Here is a 17,513-nt window from a genome sequence, read left to right as displayed (position 1 = left end):
TTTCTCCGCTTTGCATATTTCATTCCTGGTGTTAATTTCAGAGGAAATCCCATAAGGAAATAGCACGATGAAAAATCTCATTGCTGAGTTGCTGGTTAAGCTTGCACAAAAGGAAGAGGAGTCGAAAGAGCTGGTCGCCCAGGTCGAAGCGCTGGAAATAGTTGTCACCGCGCTGCTGCGGCAGATGGCAACATCGGATCAGCAGGCGTTAATTGAAAGCATTGAAGGCGCGCTGGATAAGGCGCGGCCCGATACGCAGGTTCCGCCAGAGGATGCCGAGTTGCTGCAGCAATACGTAAAGAAGCTGTTGAGGCATCCGCGCAGTTAAGCCGTTACTGACATGTCATAGGATTGTCATGCAGGATGCCTGGAGTCGCTCTGTTTTATTTTTGTATTTGTACATGAAGAAAATAAATTGAAACAGAGCGCGCTTTTTAGCGCGTTACATCCCCTGTTAATTACCCCGGCCATTTATGCCGATACCGTCAATTCATGCGCGCTGGAACTGAAATGATAAATTCCCGGCGGAAATCACATCTGCCGGGTGGTTTTTTTCCTGTCACGAACCAGACTTACAGGGAACGTTCACAAAAGGATGGTGCAATGAAAACAACATTACTGGTTACTCTGCTCTCCGGCCTGTTCCTGATCTCCTCGGCGAACGCGGAAGAAAAAACATTAACGCCGCAACAGCAACGCATGACCACCTGTAATCAACAGGCGACGTCCCAGAGTCTGAAGGGGGATGCACGTAAAACCTACATGAGCGACTGCCTGAAAAACGGCGCCGCGAAACCCGGCGAAAAAAGCCTGACGCCGCAGCAGCAAAAAATGCGCGAGTGTAATGCGAAAGCAACCGAACAGTCCCTCAAGGGCGACGATCGCAGCAAGTTCATGAGTGCCTGCCTGAAGAAAAAAGTGTAGTTCTAACGGGTGAGCGGCTCCGGCGGCTCACCCGAAATTTCATACTTTCCCCGCAGTCCCCCTCTCTATAATTTGGGAAAATTTTTCAGAATATTCCCAAAAATGATGAATGATGACATTTATTACTACAAAAAGCGCATTCGGGAAGAGTGGAGTTTAACCCTTTCTCAGGATGACCCTCACCGTACCGGCATCCAGTTTGCCAGGCGAGCCCGGCTGTCGCGCGTTGTCGGGCTGGCGGCGATGTTTGTCCCGGTGGCGGAAATTCTGGTCAGCCATTTTTTACCCGGCGGCTGGTGGTTGTTTCTGGTGGGGTGGGCATTCATCTGGCCGCACTTTGCCTGGCAGTTATCCTGCCGCGCCGCTTCACCTCATCAGCAGGAAATTTTTAACCTCAAGATGGATGCCGTTATCGCCGGGGTCTGGATCGGCGTGATGGGGATGTATGTATTACCCACTGCGGCGCTGGTGATGATGGTGGGGATGAACATGATGGGCTCTGGCGGCTGCCGCCTTTTTATCGCGGGGATCGTGCTCACCCTGCTTACTGCGCTGCTTACGTTACCGCTTGCTGGCAGAGCGCAGCCCTTTAATCCGGGGGCACTGGAGTGGGGCTTAACGCTTCCTGTCCTTATGCTTTATCCCATGCTGTTTGCCTGGCTTAGCCATCGAACGGCCGTCAGGCTGGCGGAACATAAGCGGCGGCTGGAAATGATGAGCACCCGTGACGGTATGACCGGGGTCTTTAACCGCCGACATTGGGAAATGCTGCTGCGCAATGAATTTGAGCACTGTCGCCGGAGCCACTGCACCGCCACGATATTGCTGATTGATATCGACCACTTTAAAAACATCAACGATACCTGGGGGCACGACGCAGGCGACAAGGCCATCGTGGCCATTACCCGCCAGCTTCAGATGTCGGTACGGTCAGGCGATGCGATAGGCCGGTTTGGCGGGGATGAGTTCGCGGTGATTATGTCCCAGACGGCCGCTGAAAGCGCCATCGCCGTCATGTCGCGGGTTCACGCGCGGCTGGAAACGCTGTCGTTACCCTGCGCGCCGAAGGAGCCTCTGCGCATCAGCGTGGGCGTGGCCCCCTGGGGGCCGCAGTTTGTACACTATCGGGAATGGTTGAAGGCGGCAGATGTGGCGCTGTATAAGGCGAAAAATGCCGGGCGCGGCCGCACCGAAGTGGCCGCCTGACGCCCGGCCAGACATCAGGATTTACTCAGCTTCTCTGATTTTTCCATGCATTTTGCCATCGCTTCGATAACCGCAGAACGGAACCCGCGTTCTTCCAGCACCCGCACCGCTTCGATGGTGGTACCGGCCGGGGAGCAGACCATATCCTTCAGTTCACCCGGGTGTTTACCGGTCTCCAGCACCATTTTGGCGGAGCCCATCACTGCCTGCGCGGCGAATTTATACGCCTGCGCGCGCGGCATACCGCCAAGCACGGCGGCATCCGCCATCGCTTCTAAAAACATGAAAACGTACGCGGGGGCTGAACCGCTCACGCCGACCACTGGATGGATCATGGATTCTGCAATCACTTCCGCCTCGCCGAAGCAGCGGAAAATGTTTAGCACGTCCGCCACCTCTTCTGAAGTCACCAGCGCGTTAGGGGTGACGGAGGTCATACCGGCGTTGACCAGTGAGGGGGTATTCGGCATCGCGCGGACGATTTTACGATCGTGGCCCAGCGCGCGCGCCAGTTGATCGAGCGTCACGCCTGCGGCGATCGACACGACCAGCGTCTCTTTATTCAGGCTGGAGGTGATGTCGCTTAACACTTTGATCATGATGTTCGGCTTAACGGCACCAAAGACGATATCGGCAACCTGGGCAACCTCCTGCGCGCTTTCGGCGGCGTTGATCCCGTATTGATCGCGCAACGCGGCGACGTTATCCGGTGACGGGGTATAAACCCAAATCTGACCCGGCAGAACCTGCCCGCTGGCGATCAGGCCGCCCAGGATGGCTTTGCCCATGTTACCGCAGCCGATAAACCCGATTTTCTTGTCCATCATGATTCTCCGTCATTATGCGTTGTTTTCTCTGATTGATAGCTTAACAACGAAATGCAGGCGACAATAGTCGGCAGAGTCATTATGGGGAGACAACATGGCGATTTGGGTTGATGCGGACGCGTGTCCGAATGTGATTAAAGAGATTTTATTCCGCGCCGCCGAGCGCGTTCAGATGCCGCTGACGCTGGTGGCGAACCAGAATATTCGCGTCCCGCCTTCGCGGTTCATTCGCTCCCTCCGCGTGCCGGCCGGGTTCGACGTGGCGGATAATGAAATTGTTCGTCTGTGCAGCGCGGAAGATCTGGTCATCACCGCCGATATTCCGCTGGCGGCGGAAGTGCTGGAGAAAGGGGCGGCGGCGCTCAATCCGCGCGGCGAGCGTTATTCGCCTTCAACCATCCGGGAAAAACTCACTATGCGTGATTTTATGGATACGATGCGGGCCAGCGGTGTGCAGACCGGTGGACCGGACAGCCTGTCCCAGCGCGATCGCCAGCAGTTTGCTGCCGAACTGGATAAATGGCTGCTGGAAGTGAAGCGCCGTACGGCGTAATGATAATTATTGTCAATATGTGGTACAGTGTGGCCTCCACAGGGTTGTCATCCCGTACCGCTTTGCAGTAAAGTATTCGACACATCTTCTGCAATTATTTCTTTACACTCTTCAGCCATTCGGCATCAAGGGGAACACCTGGCTATGACCCAACCCATCTTTTTAGTTGGCCCCCGCGGCTGTGGGAAAACCACCGTTGGTGTGGAACTGGCACGCGCATGTCATCGTCAGTTTGTTGATACCGACCACTGGTTGCAGACCGAGGCCGGCAAAACCATCGCAGACATCGTGGAGCAAGAGGGATGGGAAAGCTTTCGCGCCCGCGAAACGGCCGCGCTGAAAGCGGTCACCACGCCGTCAGCCGTCATTGCGACGGGAGGCGGTATTGTTCTGGCCGAATGTAATCGTCACTTTATGCGCGAAAAAGGCATTGTGATCTATCTCTGCGCGCCGGTGGCGGCTCTGGTAGGGCGACTTGAAGCATTTCCTGAAGAGGGACAACGCCCGGCGCTGACGTCACGACCGCTCAGCGAAGAGGTGAGCGAAGTGCTGGCCGAGCGTGATGCCCTCTACCGTGAAGCGGCACACCATGTTGTGGATGCCTCTGCGGCCCCGGAAGATGTGGTAATTCAGATTATTACCGCCCTGCGTCTGGCGTGTGCCAGCTAACCGCCGTCTATACTGATAGCTCAGACATAAAAAAAGGATGAGCTATGCCAACCAGACCTCCCTATCCGCGCGAAGCACGTATTGTTACCGTTGAAAAAGGCAATGGCGACCAGACCGTCACCTGGTACCAGCTGCGTGCCGATCACCCCAAACCGGACTCGCTGATCAGTGAACATGAGACTGAACAGGAAGCGCTGGATGCCAAACGGCGCTACGAAGATCCCGAAAAGTCGTGAATGTTTTCCTAAACGCTCCAATACCGTGCCTGAATCACACTTTTTACTCATCGCAAATGTTAAGCAGGAGTTAATATTTAGTTATTACAGGTAGCTCCGTTATCGGCAGGCGATCTTTACATTTCAGGGCAGAGATCGCCTGCTACGCTTGGTGCTGTTTTGTTGAAAAAACGAACTGTACAGCGTAGAGAGCCTGTACCTGTGTATACGTTTCTGTAGTGATGGAAGGCGAAGAAGATGAAGGCAACGTTGGCGATCCTCACCATTGGTGTGGTCCCTGTAAGCGAAGTGTTACCGCTCTTAACCGAGCATGTATCTGAACAACAGATCACGCATCTCAGCCTGCTGGGTAAGATGAGCCGGGAAGAGGTCATGGAAGACTACGCTGTAGAGGCGGGGGAGGATCCCCTGGCGACGTTATTAAGCGACGGTAAACTGGCGCATGTTTCTCGGCAGAAAATTGAGCGTTCGCTGCAGGCAGTAATAGAAGTACTCGATAATCAGCAATATGACGTTATTTTGCTGATGAGCACCGCCCCCATTAAGGGGCTCATCGCGCGCAATGCGATTTTGCTTGAGCCGATGCGCATTATTCCTCCGCTGGTAGCCTCCATTGTTGACGGGCATCAGGTGGGGGTCATTGTGCCCATCGAGGAGCTTATGGACAACCAGGAAGCAAAGTGGCACGTGCTCGAAAAAACGCCCCTGTATGCGCTGGCAAACCCCTTCTGGGACAGCGAGGCTAAACTCATTGCTGCCGGGAAGGAGCTGCTGGAGAGAGGGGCGGATGTATTGATTCTGGACTGTCTTGGTTTTCACCAGCATCACCGGGATTTACTGCAAAAGGCGCTGGACGTGCCGGTGCTGTTATCCAACGTTCTGATGGCTCACCTGGCCTCAGAACTTCTGACGTAATGATTTTGCGTGACAGGTGATGAGCATGGCCCCTATAGTGAATTTTTATCTCTTAATATAAGGGCCAGTTCATGCTTCAAAGTAACGAATACTTTTCCGGTAAAGTGAAATCCATCGGTTTTACCAGCAGCAGCACTGGCCGCGCCAGTGTGGGCGTTATGGCTGAAGGGGAATACACCTTTGGCACGGCGGAAGCGGAAGAGATGACGGTGGTCAGCGGCGCGCTGAACGTCTTACTGCCGGGTGAAACGGAATGGAAAGTTTACGCTGCCGGACAAGTTTTCAACGTCCCTGGCCACAGCGAATTTCATTTGCAGGTCGCTGAACCGACCTCTTATCTGTGCCGCTACCTGAAATAATCGTCTTCCCTCTCCCCCTTTGGGGAGAGGATCAGGGGGAGGGGAAATTATCTCTGCGCTTCGCCGCCGAGACCTTCCACCAGATTCTGAATTAACGCGGCCAGTTCGCCGGTCATCAGGATAAAGTCCGCGTCAAAGCGCTGGGCGTAATCTTCCCGGTCGATATCTTCGTTTTGATCGCGCAGCTCGTCGCAGAACTTCAGACGCTTCACGGAACCGTCGTCGCACATCACGAACTGAATGCGCTGCTGCCAGTCGAGCGCCAGTTTGGTGACCACTTTGCCCGCTTCAATGTGTACGGCGATCTCGTCGCTCACCAGATCCTGCTTTTTCGCGCGGATCACGCCGCCATCTTCCAGCAGGGCTTTCAGCTCGGCTTCGTCCAGGATCTGAAAACCTTGCGCCGCAGTACCGCTGCGGACCCACTCGGTCAGGGTCAGCTCAATCGGCGTTTCCAGCGCCAGCGGTACGACCGGTAAAGAGCCGATGCTTTTACGCAGCAGGGCCAGCGTATCTTCCGCTTTTTTGGCGCTGGCGCAGTCCACCATGATCAGCCCGTTAACGGTATCGATCCACATCATCGTCTGGCTGAAGCGGCTGAAGGCGCGCGGCAGCAGAGAGTGCAGCACTTCATCCTTCAGCGAATCTTTTTCGGTTTTTTTCAGCTTGCGGCCCTGCTCGGCTTCCAGCTTGAAAATTTTTGCTTCAAGCGCCTGCTTAACTACCGGCGTGGGCAGAATTTTCTCTTCTTTGCGGGCGCAGACGATGATTTGACCCGTGCTGCTGGCGTGGGTCAGTGCATCGCTTTGTGAACCCATTGGCGGAACCCAACCGGTTTTCGCCATATCCTGGCTACCGCAAGGGGAAAAGCTATAAGCGGCTAACTGTTTTTCCATCTCTTCTGCGCGCAGCGAAACGTCGCGGCTGAGACGGTAAACCATCAAATTTTTGAACCACAGCATGATAATTTCCACGGCCTTGTCGTTAAATCAGCGGGCATGATAACGAATTGTCGCATCGCTTGCATTGCTAATCGGGAAGCGTGCTTCTACTCTGTTGATAATCAAAATAATGAGGAGAGTCTTGTGCGTATTGGGATTGATTTGGGCGGCACCAAAACAGAAGTCATCGCATTAAGCGAGCAGGGGGAACAGCTGTTCCGCCACCGTCTGCCGACGCCGCGCGATGATTATCACCAGACGATCGAGACGATTGCCCGGCTGGTTGATATGGCCGAGCAGGCGACGGGCGAGAGGGGCACGGTCGGGATGGGGATCCCCGGCTCCATTTCGCCTTATACGGGTGTGGTGAAAAATGCCAACTCCACCTGGCTCAACGGTCAGCCGTTTGATAAAGATTTGAGCCAGCGTCTGAACCGGGAAGTGCGTCTGGCGAATGACGCTAACTGCCTGGCGGTCTCTGAGGCCGTTGATGGTGCAGCCGCAGGAGCGCAGACCGTGTTTGCGGTGATTATCGGTACCGGCTGCGGCGCGGGCGTGGCCTTTGGCGGACGTTCACATATCGGCGGCAACGGCACGGCGGGTGAGTGGGGGCACAACCCGCTGCCGTGGATGGATGAAGACGAGCTTAAATACCGCGCCGAGGTGCCGTGCTACTGCGGCAAGCAGGGCTGTATCGAGACGTTTATCTCCGGCACCGGTTTTGCAACCGACTACCACCGCCTGAGCGGCCAGCCGCTCAAGGGGAACGAGATTATGCGTTTGGTGGAAGAACAGGATCCGGTGGCCGAACTGGCGCTCAGCCGCTACGAAATGCGTCTGGCGAAATCGCTGGCGCACGTAGTGAACATTCTCGATCCGGACGTGATTGTGCTCGGCGGTGGCATGAGCAACGTTGACCGGCTGTACGCCACGGTACCAAATCTGGTGAAACAGTGGGTCTTCGGCGGCGAGTGCGAAACCCCGATCCGCAAAGCCGTCCACGGCGATTCCAGTGGCGTGCGCGGCGCGGCGTGGTTATGGCCGGAGTAAACGCAAAACGGCAACTTGCGTTGCCGTTTTTAATGTTTAGAGGGCCAGGGAGAGGGCACCAGACCGAATCGACCCAACACTCACCCCACCGCAAACTCCCTGTCCAGCCTGCTATACCCCAGTCCGTTGATCTTCTTCACCTTGATCTGCACCGGAATGCGCTCTTTCATCGCCTCGACGTGGCTAATCACCCCGATGGTTTTCCCGGTGGCGTTCAGCGCGTCGAGCGCATCCAGCGCGGTATCCAGCGTTTCACTGTCGAGCGTGCCGAATCCCTCATCCAGGAACAGGGAATCAATCCGCGTTTTGTGACTGACCAGGTCAGAAAGCGCTAACGCCAGCGCAAGGCTGACCAGGAAGCTCTCGCCGCCGGAGAGCGTGCGCGTATCGCGCACCGCATCGGCCTGCCAGGTGTCGACCACTTCCAGCTCCAGCGCCTCGCTGGCCTTACGCTGTAGGAGATAACGGCCGTGCAGGCGGTTAAGCTGCTGGTTTGCGAGCCAGACCAGGTTATCCAGCGTCAGCCCCTGAGCGAACTTGCGGAATTTGTCGCCGGAGCTGGAGCCGATCAGCGCGTTGAGATAGCCCCAGTCGTCGGCCTGGCGCGCGGCCTCTTCAATTTGCAGCATTAACGCCTGCTGATGCTGGCGGTTATCGCTGTCCTGCTTAAGCTGCTGGCGGATCTCGCCCTGATGCGTGGTGTTCTCACGAAGCCATTGCGCCAGCTGCTGCAGCTGGCTTTGCAGGGTAGACGCATCCGCGTCAAGTTCTTCCGGGCGCAGCGCAAGGTGCGCCTGCAGCTGCTGATTAGCCTGGCCGGAAAGGGCCGCGGCCTGCTGTATCTGGTTTTCCAGCGACTGTTTCAGCTGTTCGAGGCAGCGAATAGCATCGTCATCCAGCAGCGCGGCAAGGAACGCGTCCCGATCGGCAAAACAGCTTGCGGAGAGCGCCGCGGTGAACTGCGTCTGCGATTGCTGCAGGCGCTCGCGCTCCAGCGCCTCCTGCTGCTGCAGGGCGGCGAGCTGGCTTTGCAGCGACACGCATTCATTGTGGATGTCGCGCCAGTCATCAGGAATGGCCGGCTCAGCCTCTTCGCCGTGTGTTGCCGGAAGCGTGTCGAGCAGCGGCTTCAGCGCGCTCATGCGTTCCTGAAGCACGCCGTGCTGCGTTTGCTTCTCCTGCCAGTGGGCAAATTCCGCTTCGCGGGCATGCAGCCAGTCGGCTTCATTACCCTCTTCGGGAACGCTAAGCGAGAGCGCGAGAAGAGTATGTTCCAGCGCCTGGCGCGTTGCGGTGCGCTGCTGCTGATACTGGCGTTCCTGCGCTTCCTGCTCGTTCAGCTGGTTTTGCAGGGTCAGACGCTGGCTGAGCTGATAAAGCTGGCGCTCGTAGTGTTCCTGCTCGTTCAGCCATGGCGCGATATCCTCCTGAATATTCAATGCGATATTCAAAGACGCGCACGCCTCCAGCCATGCTTTAGTGAGCGCTTGCTCTTCCTGAGACAAGGCCTGCGCTTCGTCTGTCTCACGCTGGATCTGTTGAGCCAGGGCATTAACCTGTCCCAGCACCAGCAGGCCTTCCTCTTTAAGCGCGGCGACCTCTTTTTCGAGCGCATCACGGCGACGCTGGTTATCCGTCAGCTCAAGCGACCGGTAGGTCTCCACGGCAGGATGCTCGTGGGAGCCGCACAGCGGGCAGGGTTTGCCTGCCTCAAGCCGTGAGCGATAGCTTTCAAGATTTTTAATCGTCGCTTCGCGTTCGCACAGGGCTTTCAGGTCCAGATAGTGCTGGTGTTTCTCTTTGTACTGCCGGCGGCGCAGCGCCAGGGTTTCATTGAGCTTGCTCTGCTCCGCCAGGGCTTTCTGCACGCTTTCACCGTTCTGGCTCAGGCGCTTTTGCAGCGGCTGATAGCGGGCATGCAGCGACGTCAGCTGCTGGCGCAGCGTGCGTGACCGGGACTGCTGCTCCATGGCCGCGCTGACCTCATCCGCCGTCAGCGTCAGCGTATTTTCCGGCATCTCAGCCAGCTTCTGACGTAGCTCAGTCATCCGCGCAGCAAGCGCGACGAGCTGACTTTTGTCACGGTTTAGCTGTGAGAACTGGGCGCGCCAGCCGGCAATTTCCTGGCCCAGCAGGCGATAACGCTCATTCTCCGCCAGCCACTGTCCCAGCGCCGTCAGTTCGGCCTGTAGCCGCTCATGGGTACGCAGGGCGGTATTGCGGATCCGCGCGCGCAGTGCGGTTTTGGTCTGTAAGCGAGTATTTACTTCGTTAATTCGCTGCTGGGTTTGCGTCAGACGTGCGGTTTGCTCCTGCTGATGCTCCCAGAGCGGACGAAGCTGGGCGGCGGGCTGGGCAAGCTGGAGTTTTGCCAGTTCCGGCGCCGCGTTCGCCTGCGCCTGTTGCGCCTGCTGCTGCAGGGCGGCAACGCGCTGCTGCTCCCGCACGAGCTCGTCATGACGCGTAAGCCACTGAAAATCTTTCTGTTGGCTTTGCTGCTGGGCCAGCAGGGTTTTCTCTTCGTCAGTAAGTGCCTGCAAACTTTGCTGCAACTGCTGCTGTTGTTCTTCGCTGAGCAGCACGACGCCCGCCGCCTGCGCCTCGCATTTTTCCAGCACGCTGCGGGCGGCTTTGTGTTTCTCAAACACCATCGCGGAAATCTGGCCGTAGATTTCGGTGCCGGTGAGTTCTTCCAGCAGTTCTGCGCGGTCGGCCGGTTTGGCATTCAGGAAGGCGGCAAATTGCCCCTGCGAGAGCAGCATTGAGCGGGTAAAACGGCCGTAGTCCAGCCCGGTGAGCGCCGCGGTTTGCTCCAGTTTATCCGACACCTTATCGGCCAGAATCTTGCCATCCTTGCAGCGGGCCAGCTCCACGCGCGGTGCCTGCAAGTTACCGTCCGGCTGGTTACGCGCCCGGTTCTGGCTCCAGAATGCGCGATAGGCAACGCCTTTCACCTCAAATTCCACTTCCGCCAGGCACTCGGCGGTATCGCGCGTCATCAGATCGTTTTGCGCCTGAGAGACCTTATTCAGGCGCGGGGTTTCGTGGTAGAGCGCCAGGCAGATGGCATCGAGCAGGGTGGTTTTACCCGCGCCGGTTGCGCCAGTGATGGCAAACAGGCCGTTGCTGGCAAAAGGTTCCGCGGTGAAGTCAATTTTCCACTCGCCCTTGAGGGAGTTGAGATTTTTCAGGCGCAGGCTCAGAATTTTCATGCGTTTTCTTCCTCGTCATTGAGGGCGTGCAGAGTATGGCTGAACAGCTCGTTGAGCCTGACGCGCTTCGCATCATCGAGCTCTTCCTGCGACAGTCGGCGCTCGAACACCTCTTCTACGCGCAGTTCGCTAAGCGTTTCGCGCTGGGCGCCGAGCAGAATTTTCTCGCGCTGCTCGCGGCTGCGGCGCACCAGCAGCACCTCAACCGGCAACTCTTCGGTCAGCGCCTGAATTTTCCGCTGCATATCGTGCAGGTAGTCATCGGTGGTGATTTCAATATCCAGCCAGACGGGCGGGTTAAGCTCAGCGCCGCGCCACTGCTCAAGCTGGGCGGTGATGGCAGCCAGATCGCCCTTCAGCACCGCCAGCGGCTGGGTGACCGGCACTTCCAGCGTCTCGACGGCGCTGAGTTTGCCCTCATCAAAGCTCACCAGATGCACGGATTTGGCTTTTCCGGTTTCATCGAAGCTGAGCGAAATAGGGGAGCCACAGTAGCGGATATGCTCGCAGCCGCCGATGACCTGGGCGCGGTGAATGTGCCCGAGCGCGATGTAGTCCGCGGGCGGGAAGTTTTGCGCCGGAAAGGCGTCCAGCGTACCGATATAGATCTCGCGGACCGCGTCACTTTTGCTGGCCCCGACGGTGGTGAGGTGCCCGGTGGCAATGACCGGAATGGCCTGTTCACCGCGCAGGGCACAGGCTTCCGCGTGCTGCTGGTGATAGTAGTCGGTGATGGCCTGCAATAAATGCTGCTGCTTTTCCGCGCCCGACAGTCCCGCCTGGCTTTGCACGATGTCGCGCGGACGTAAAAAGGGAATCGGACACAGTACCGCGCCCGGCGACCCGTCGCGTTTTTTCAGGATCTGCGGCGCGTGCCCGGCGCTGGCGACCACGGTGGTATTGAGAAACGCCAGGATGTCGCGGGATTCATTGAGCGTGGCGACGGAGTCATGGTTACCGGCGACAATCACCAGATGACAGCCTGTCTGCTGCAGGTTCACCACGAAGCGGTTATACAGTTCACGCGCATAGCTCGGCGGCGAACCGGTATCAAAGATGTCACCCGCCACAATAATGGCATCCACCTCGTGCGCCTGGGCCGTTTCCAGAAGCCAGTTCAGGAACGCTTCATGTTCAGCCGCACGGCTTTTGCTGTAAAAATTTTGACCCAGATGCCAGTCCGAGGTGTGAAGTATGCGCATAGGAGATCCGTGGCGAAAAACGATGCGGGCGATTATAAACTGTCAGGGAAAGGAAAATAACCGCTGTAATAAAACAACAGTTTGCCATTTATAGTGGTACTGTTTTTCATAAATCTGTCATAAATCTGACGCATAATGGCGCCGCATTACAAACTTGTAACTTAAATAAGATAAGACAGGGCAAAGTATGGCGAGACGTATTCTGGTCGTAGAAGATGAAGCTCCAATTCGTGAAATGGTGTGCTTCGTGCTCGAACAAAATGGCTTCCAGCCGGTTGAAGCGGAAGATTATGACAGCGCGGTGAACCAGCTGAATGAACCCTGGCCCGATCTGATTCTGCTTGACTGGATGTTGCCCGGCGGCTCCGGACTGCAGTTTATCAAACATCTGAAGCGTGAAGCGCTGACCCGCGACATCCCGGTGGTGATGCTCACGGCGCGCGGAGAGGAAGAGGATCGCGTGCGCGGTCTGGAGACCGGCGCGGACGATTACATTACCAAGCCTTTCTCCCCGAAAGAGCTGGTTGCCCGCATTAAGGCCGTCATGCGCCGTATTTCCCCGATGGCGGTCGAAGAGGTGATCGAGATGCAGGGCCTCAGCCTTGACCCAACGTCACACCGCGTGATGACCGGCGAAAATCCCCTCGACATGGGGCCTACCGAATTTAAACTCCTGCACTTCTTTATGACCCATCCGGAACGCGTTTACAGCCGCGAGCAGTTGCTGAATAACGTCTGGGGAACTAACGTGTATGTCGAAGACCGGACGGTTGACGTACATATTCGCCGCCTGCGAAAAGCGCTGGAACTGAGCGGCCACGATCGCATGGTACAGACGGTCCGCGGTACGGGTTATCGTTTCTCGACCCGTTTCTGAATAATGACAGGAGTGTGACGCGTGCTGGAACGTCTGTCATGGAAAAGGCTCGTCTTTGAACTGATCTTATGCTGTATTCCGGCCCTTCTTCTGGGGGCCTTACTTGGGCATCTGCCGTGGTTTCTGCTGGCGGCGGTCACCGGGCTGTTAGCCTGGCATTTCTGGAACCTGCTGCGTCTCTCCTGGTGGCTGTGGGTGGACCGCAGTATGACCCCGCCGCCGGGAAGCGGCAGCTGGGAGCCGCTGCTGTACGGCCTGCACCAGATGCAGATGCGTAATAAAAAGCGTCGCCGCGAGCTGGGAAGCCTGATCAAACGCTTTCGCAGCGGCGCAGAGTCGCTGCCGGATGCGGTGATCCTGACGACAGAAGAAGGAACTATTTTCTGGTGTAACGGGCTTGCGCAACAGCTGCTGGGCCTGCGCTGGCCGGACGACAATGGTCAGAACATCCTCAACCTTCTGCGTTATCCCGAGTTCACGCTGTATCTGAAAAAGCGTGATTTCACCCGTCCCCACAATCTGAAGCTGAATAACGGTCGCCATCTGGAAATCCGCGTGATGCCCTACAGCGATCGCCAGTGGCTGATGGTGGCGCGCGACGTCACCCAGATGCACCAGCTGGAAGGGGCGCGTCGTAACTTCTTCGCCAACGTCAGCCACGAACTACGCACCCCGTTGACCGTGCTGCAGGGCTACCTGGAGATGATGCAGGAGCAAACCCTGGAAGGCGCGCCGCGTGAAAAAGCGCTGCATACGATGCGCGAGCAAACGCACCGTATGGAAGGGCTGGTGAAGCAGCTGCTGACGCTGTCAAAGATTGAAGCGGCGCCTTCTCTTGCGCTGAATGACACCATTGATGTGCCAATGATGCTGCGCGTCGTCGAGCGTGAAGCGCAGACGTTAAGCCATAAAAAACATCAGCTGACCTTTGACGTCGACAACACGCTGAAGGTGCTGGGCAGCGAGGATGAACTGCGTAGCGCCATCTCCAACCTGGTGTACAACGCGGTAAACCATACGCCGGAAGGAACGGATATCGTGGTGCGCTGGCAGCATACGCCGGCAGGTGCCGAGTTTAGCGTGGAGGATAACGGGCCGGGGATCGCCCCGGAGCATATTCCGCGCCTGACCGAGCGCTTCTACCGGGTGGATAAAGCGCGATCGCGGCAGACGGGGGGGAGCGGCCTGGGGCTGGCGATTGTGAAACACGCGGTGAATCACCATGAAAGCCGTCTTGATATCCAGAGTACCCTGGGTAAGGGAACCCGCTTTAGTTTCGTTATCCCGGAACGATTAATTGCCAAAAAGAGCGCCTGACGGCAGGCGTGTCATTTTACCTTTCCACGGGTCAGCCATCGCTGGCCCGTTTGCTTTGCAGTCAAGCGAAACGCGTGTGAATTTTATACGGTTGGCTGTTTTTTGTTCGCATGATTAGCCATGGGTTTTTCCTATAATTAGCGCATTGTTCTGGTGTGCGTTTTCATACTGGCATATTGTTCTGGTTTTGCGATCCCTCCTTGCCTTTAAACGTTATAAGCGTTTAAATTGCCCCCCAGATACTGTCAGACCGACTGTATTTGCGTGGTAAATCGAAAAACTATTCTTCTCCACGCCAGGACGGGAGCATTTCCCGCTGAAATTGAGCAAATTTTCGGCTGTATCGTCCCGTCAGGGAAATCGAAAAATCTCAACGTTTTCAACACCACATCCACAGGCAGTAAGGTTTTATGACCCATCACTTAAAATCGCGTGACATTATCGCGCTGGGCTTTATGACATTTGCGCTGTTCGTTGGCGCAGGCAACATCATTTTCCCTCCAATGGTTGGCTTACAGGCGGGTGAACACGTCTGGACCGCCGCGTTTGGTTTCCTGATTACTGCCGTGGGCCTGCCGGTACTGACCGTTATCGCACTGGCGAAAGTCGGTGGCGGCGTGGATAGCCTTAGCACCCCGATTGGCAAAGTGGCTGGCGTTCTGCTGGCTACCGTCTGCTATCTGGCCGTTGGTCCGCTGTTTGCCACCCCGCGTACCGCGACTGTTTCCTTCGAAGTGGGCATCGCCCCGCTGACCGGCGACGGCGCGATGCCGCTGTTCATCTACAGCCTGATTTATTTCGCCATCGTGATTCTGGTTTCCCTCTATCCGGGCAAGCTGCTGGACACGGTAGGTAACTTCCTGGCGCCGCTGAAAATTGTAGCGCTGATCGTGCTGGCCGTGGCGGCCATCATCTGGCCAGCCGGCCCGATAAGCGACGCGATGGATGCCTATAAAAACGCCGCGTTCTCTAACGGCTTTGTGAACGGCTACCTGACGATGGATACGCTGGGCGCGATGGTGTTTGGTATCGTTATCGTTAACGCCGCGCGTTCCCGCGGCGTGACCGAAGCGCGTTTGCTGACCCGTTATACCATCTGGGCTGGCCTGATGGCCGGTGTGGGCCTGACGCTGCTGTATCTGGCGCTGTTCCGCCTGGGCTCTGACAGCGCGATGCTGGTTGATCAGAACGCGAACGGTGCGGCTATCCTGCACGCTTACGTTCAGCACACCTTCGGTGGGGCGGGCAGCATGCTGCTGGCGGCGCTGATCTTCCTGGCGTGTCTGGTAACCGCGGTTGGCCTGACCTGCGCCTGCGCAGAGTTCTTTGCGCAGTATCTGCCGCTCTCTTACCGTACCCTGGTGTTTATTCTCGGTATCTTCTCCATGGCGGTGTCTAACCTCGGTCTGAGCCACCTGATTCAGGTCTCTATCCCGGTGCTGACGGCGATCTATCCGCCGTGCATCGTGCTGGTGGTGCTGAGCTTCACCCGTCCGTGGTGGCATAACTCCTCACGAATTATTGCGCCAGCCATGTTTATCAGCCTGATTTTTGGTATCCTTGACGGGATTAAAGCATCAGCGTTCGCTGAAATTCTGCCAGCCTGGACACAGCGTCTGCCGCTGTCCGAGCAGGGCCTGGCCTGGCTGATGCCTACCGTTGTTGCACTGGTTCTGGCGGTTATCTGGGACCGTGCTGCAGGGCGTCAGGTCACATCGAACGCTCATTAATCAACGGCAACAAACTGTTTAACCACGGGGCTTAAGGCCCCGTGGTTTTTTGTTTTTTCGTGTTGAATGGCAAGATTTAAAATGGAAAGCACTAACAAACTTAAACGTGGATTGAGCACGCGCCACATCCGCTTTATGGCGCTGGGCTCTGCTATCGGCACCGGTCTTTTTTATGGCTCGGCAGATGCCATCAAAATGGCCGGTCCAAGCGTGCTGCTGGCGTACATCATCGGCGGCGTGGCGGCGTATATCATCATGCGCGCCCTCGGCGAAATGTCGGTTCACAACCCGTCTGCCAGCTCCTTCTCCCGCTACGCGCAGGAAAACCTCGGCCCGCTGGCCGGGTTTATCACCGGCTGGACCTACTGCTTCGAAATTTTGATTGTGGCGATTGCCGACGTAACCGCATTCGGCATCTACATGGGCGTCTGGTTCCCGGCGGTGCCGCACTGGATCTGGGTGCTGAGCGTGGTGTTGCTCATTTGCGCCGTCAATCTGATGAGCGTGAAGGTGTTCGGCGAGCTGGAGTTCTGGTTCTCCTTCTTCAAAGTCGCGACCATCATCATCATGATTGTGGCGGGTTTCGGGATCATCATCTGGGGGATTGGCAACGGCGGCCAGCCGACCGGCATCCATAACCTCTGGAGCAACGGCTGCTTCTTTAGCAACGGCTGGCTCGGGATGGTGATGTCGCTACAGATGGTAATGTTCGCCTACGGCGGCATCGAGATTATCGGCATCACCGCCGGGGAAGCGAAAGATCCGGAGAAATCTATTCCGCGCGCCATCAACTCGGTGCCGATGCGTATTCTGGTGTTCTACGTGGGTACGCTGTTCGTGATTATGTCCATCTACCCGTGGAACCAGGTGGGCACTAACGGTAGCCCGTTTGTCCTGACCTTCCAGCATATGGGCATTGCCTTTGCTGCCAGCATTCTGAACTTTGTGGTGCTGACCGCGTCGCTTTCGGCCATCAACAGTGACGTCTTTGGCGTGGGCCGCATGCTGCACGGCATGGCGGAGCAGGGCAGCGCGCCGAAGGTGTTCGCCAAAACTTCACGCCGCGGCACGCCGTGGGTGACGGTGGTGGTGATGACCGTAGCGCTGCTGTTCTCGGTTTACCTGAACTACATCATGCCGGAGAACGTCTTCCTGGTGATTGCGTCCCTGGCGACCTTCGCGACCGTGTGGGTGTGGATCATGATCCTGCTGTCGCAGATTGCCTTCCGCCGCCGTCTGTCGCCGGATGAGGCGAAAGCGCTGAAGTTTAAGGTGCCGGGCGGGGTGGCGACGACCGTGGTCGGGCTGATCTTCCTGGTGTTTATCATTGGCCTGATTGGCTACCATCCGGATACCCGCATTTCCCTGTACGTGGGCTGTGCGTGGATCGTTCTGCTGCTGATCGGCTGGGTGTTTAAGTGCCGCCGTGACCGTCAATTGGCAGAAGCACAGTAATATTTTTATCCCCCCTCCCTCCCGGGAGAGGGTATTTTTG

General features: G+C 56.9%; 17 protein-coding genes. 13 read left to right on the top strand and 4 right to left on the bottom strand.

The genetic code is table 11. The annotated features are described in order from the left end of the window. The first annotated feature begins 67 nt into the window (after window positions 1-67). The 3 genes from iraP to adrA all read left to right on the top strand — a co-directional run bounded on the left by iraP (window position 68) and on the right by adrA (window position 2,130). Window positions 68-328, top strand: a complete 261-nt coding sequence (gene iraP / locus INF77_RS00085; protein WP_028012123.1) for an anti-adapter protein IraP — start codon at window positions 68-70, stop codon at window positions 326-328. A 275-nt stretch (window positions 329-603) separates the two neighbouring features. Continuing rightward, window positions 604-924, top strand: a complete 321-nt coding sequence (gene psiF / locus INF77_RS00080; protein WP_041911105.1) for a phosphate starvation-inducible protein PsiF — start codon at window positions 604-606, stop codon at window positions 922-924. A 102-nt stretch (window positions 925-1,026) separates the two neighbouring features. After that, window positions 1,027-2,130, top strand: a complete 1,104-nt coding sequence (gene adrA / locus INF77_RS00075; RefSeq protein WP_193532773.1) for a diguanylate cyclase AdrA — start codon at window positions 1,027-1,029, stop codon at window positions 2,128-2,130. A gap of 14 nt (window positions 2,131-2,144) precedes the next feature. On the opposite strand, the gene proC is transcribed toward adrA, so the two are convergent. Further along, window positions 2,145-2,954 (bottom strand): pyrroline-5-carboxylate reductase, encoded by an 810-nt coding sequence (proC, locus tag INF77_RS00070; RefSeq protein WP_041911103.1) that lies wholly within the window; start codon window positions 2,952-2,954, stop codon window positions 2,145-2,147. 97 nt (window positions 2,955-3,051) lie between these two features. On the opposite strand from proC, the gene INF77_RS00065 reads away from it, so the two are divergent. The 5 genes from INF77_RS00065 (at window position 3,052) to ppnP (ending at window position 5,689) form a co-directional block, all read left to right on the top strand. Beyond that, window positions 3,052-3,510 carry a YaiI/YqxD family protein gene (locus tag INF77_RS00065; RefSeq protein ID WP_010428006.1) on the top strand — a complete coding sequence of 153 codons (459 nt, stop codon included), beginning with the start codon at window positions 3,052-3,054 and terminating at the stop codon, window positions 3,508-3,510. A 144-nt stretch (window positions 3,511-3,654) separates the two neighbouring features. Further along, entirely contained in the window at window positions 3,655-4,179 is a 525-nt protein-coding gene (gene aroL / locus INF77_RS00060) for a shikimate kinase AroL (RefSeq protein WP_028012127.1), read from the top strand. A gap of 44 nt (window positions 4,180-4,223) precedes the next feature. Continuing rightward, window positions 4,224-4,415 carry a protein YaiA gene (gene yaiA, locus INF77_RS00055; protein WP_003859135.1) on the top strand — a complete coding sequence of 64 codons (192 nt, stop codon included), beginning with the start codon at window positions 4,224-4,226 and terminating at the stop codon, window positions 4,413-4,415. 237 nt (window positions 4,416-4,652) lie between these two features. Continuing rightward, window positions 4,653-5,330 (top strand): AroM family protein, encoded by a 678-nt coding sequence (locus INF77_RS00050; protein ID WP_193532772.1) that lies wholly within the window; start codon window positions 4,653-4,655, stop codon window positions 5,328-5,330. A 71-nt stretch (window positions 5,331-5,401) separates the two neighbouring features. Beyond that, on the top strand, window positions 5,402-5,689 hold the full coding sequence (gene ppnP / locus INF77_RS00045) for a pyrimidine/purine nucleoside phosphorylase (protein WP_008503270.1): 288 nt from the start codon (window positions 5,402-5,404) through the stop codon (window positions 5,687-5,689). Window positions 5,690-5,736: 47 nt separating this feature from the next. On the opposite strand, the gene rdgC is transcribed toward ppnP, so the two are convergent. After that, window positions 5,737-6,651, bottom strand: coding sequence for a recombination-associated protein RdgC (rdgC, locus tag INF77_RS00040; protein ID WP_014882739.1), 915 nt, complete (start codon window positions 6,649-6,651; stop codon window positions 5,737-5,739). A gap of 123 nt (window positions 6,652-6,774) precedes the next feature. Between rdgC and mak the strand changes: the two genes are divergently transcribed. Further along, window positions 6,775-7,680: a fructokinase gene (mak, locus tag INF77_RS00035; RefSeq protein WP_045259882.1), complete on the top strand. Its 906-nt coding sequence runs from the start codon at window positions 6,775-6,777 to the stop codon at window positions 7,678-7,680. Window positions 7,681-7,760: 80 nt separating this feature from the next. On the opposite strand, the gene sbcC is transcribed toward mak, so the two are convergent. Both sbcC and sbcD read right to left on the bottom strand, forming a co-directional pair. Continuing rightward, the gene (gene sbcC, locus INF77_RS00030; RefSeq protein ID WP_193031429.1) at window positions 7,761-10,892 is read right to left on the bottom strand and encodes an exonuclease subunit SbcC; all 3,132 of its coding nucleotides are present in this window, start codon (window positions 10,890-10,892) and stop codon (window positions 7,761-7,763) included. Beyond that, on the bottom strand, window positions 10,889-12,094 hold the full coding sequence (gene sbcD, locus INF77_RS00025) for an exonuclease subunit SbcD (RefSeq protein ID WP_063155366.1): 1,206 nt from the start codon (window positions 12,092-12,094) through the stop codon (window positions 10,889-10,891). The genes sbcC and sbcD overlap by 4 nt, the downstream gene beginning before the upstream one ends. 187 nt (window positions 12,095-12,281) lie before the next feature. Here sbcD and phoB point away from each other — a divergent pair, with 187 nt between their 5' ends. From phoB to proY, 4 genes are all read left to right on the top strand, one after another. Next, window positions 12,282-12,971: a phosphate response regulator transcription factor PhoB gene (phoB, locus tag INF77_RS00020; protein ID WP_008503265.1), complete on the top strand. Its 690-nt coding sequence runs from the start codon at window positions 12,282-12,284 to the stop codon at window positions 12,969-12,971. Between the two features lie 21 nt (window positions 12,972-12,992). Next, on the top strand, window positions 12,993-14,288 hold the full coding sequence (phoR, locus tag INF77_RS00015) for a phosphate regulon sensor histidine kinase PhoR (protein WP_047363942.1): 1,296 nt from the start codon (window positions 12,993-12,995) through the stop codon (window positions 14,286-14,288). A gap of 410 nt (window positions 14,289-14,698) precedes the next feature. Next, window positions 14,699-16,018, top strand: coding sequence for a branched-chain amino acid transporter carrier protein BrnQ (gene brnQ / locus INF77_RS00010; protein ID WP_028012134.1), 1,320 nt, complete (start codon window positions 14,699-14,701; stop codon window positions 16,016-16,018). Window positions 16,019-16,099: 81 nt separating this feature from the next. Next, window positions 16,100-17,473: a proline-specific permease ProY gene (gene proY, locus INF77_RS00005; RefSeq protein ID WP_193532771.1), complete on the top strand. Its 1,374-nt coding sequence runs from the start codon at window positions 16,100-16,102 to the stop codon at window positions 17,471-17,473. Window positions 17,474-17,513 lie beyond the last annotated feature (40 nt).

Origin of the sequence: Enterobacter cloacae complex sp. P1B, from assembly GCF_014982345.1 — a bacterium.
Taxonomy (GTDB): Bacteria; Pseudomonadota; Gammaproteobacteria; order Enterobacterales; family Enterobacteriaceae; genus Enterobacter; species Enterobacter bugandensis.
The sequence above is the reverse complement of the archived record's forward strand: the minus strand, read 5'-3'. Positions and strand labels throughout refer to the sequence as shown.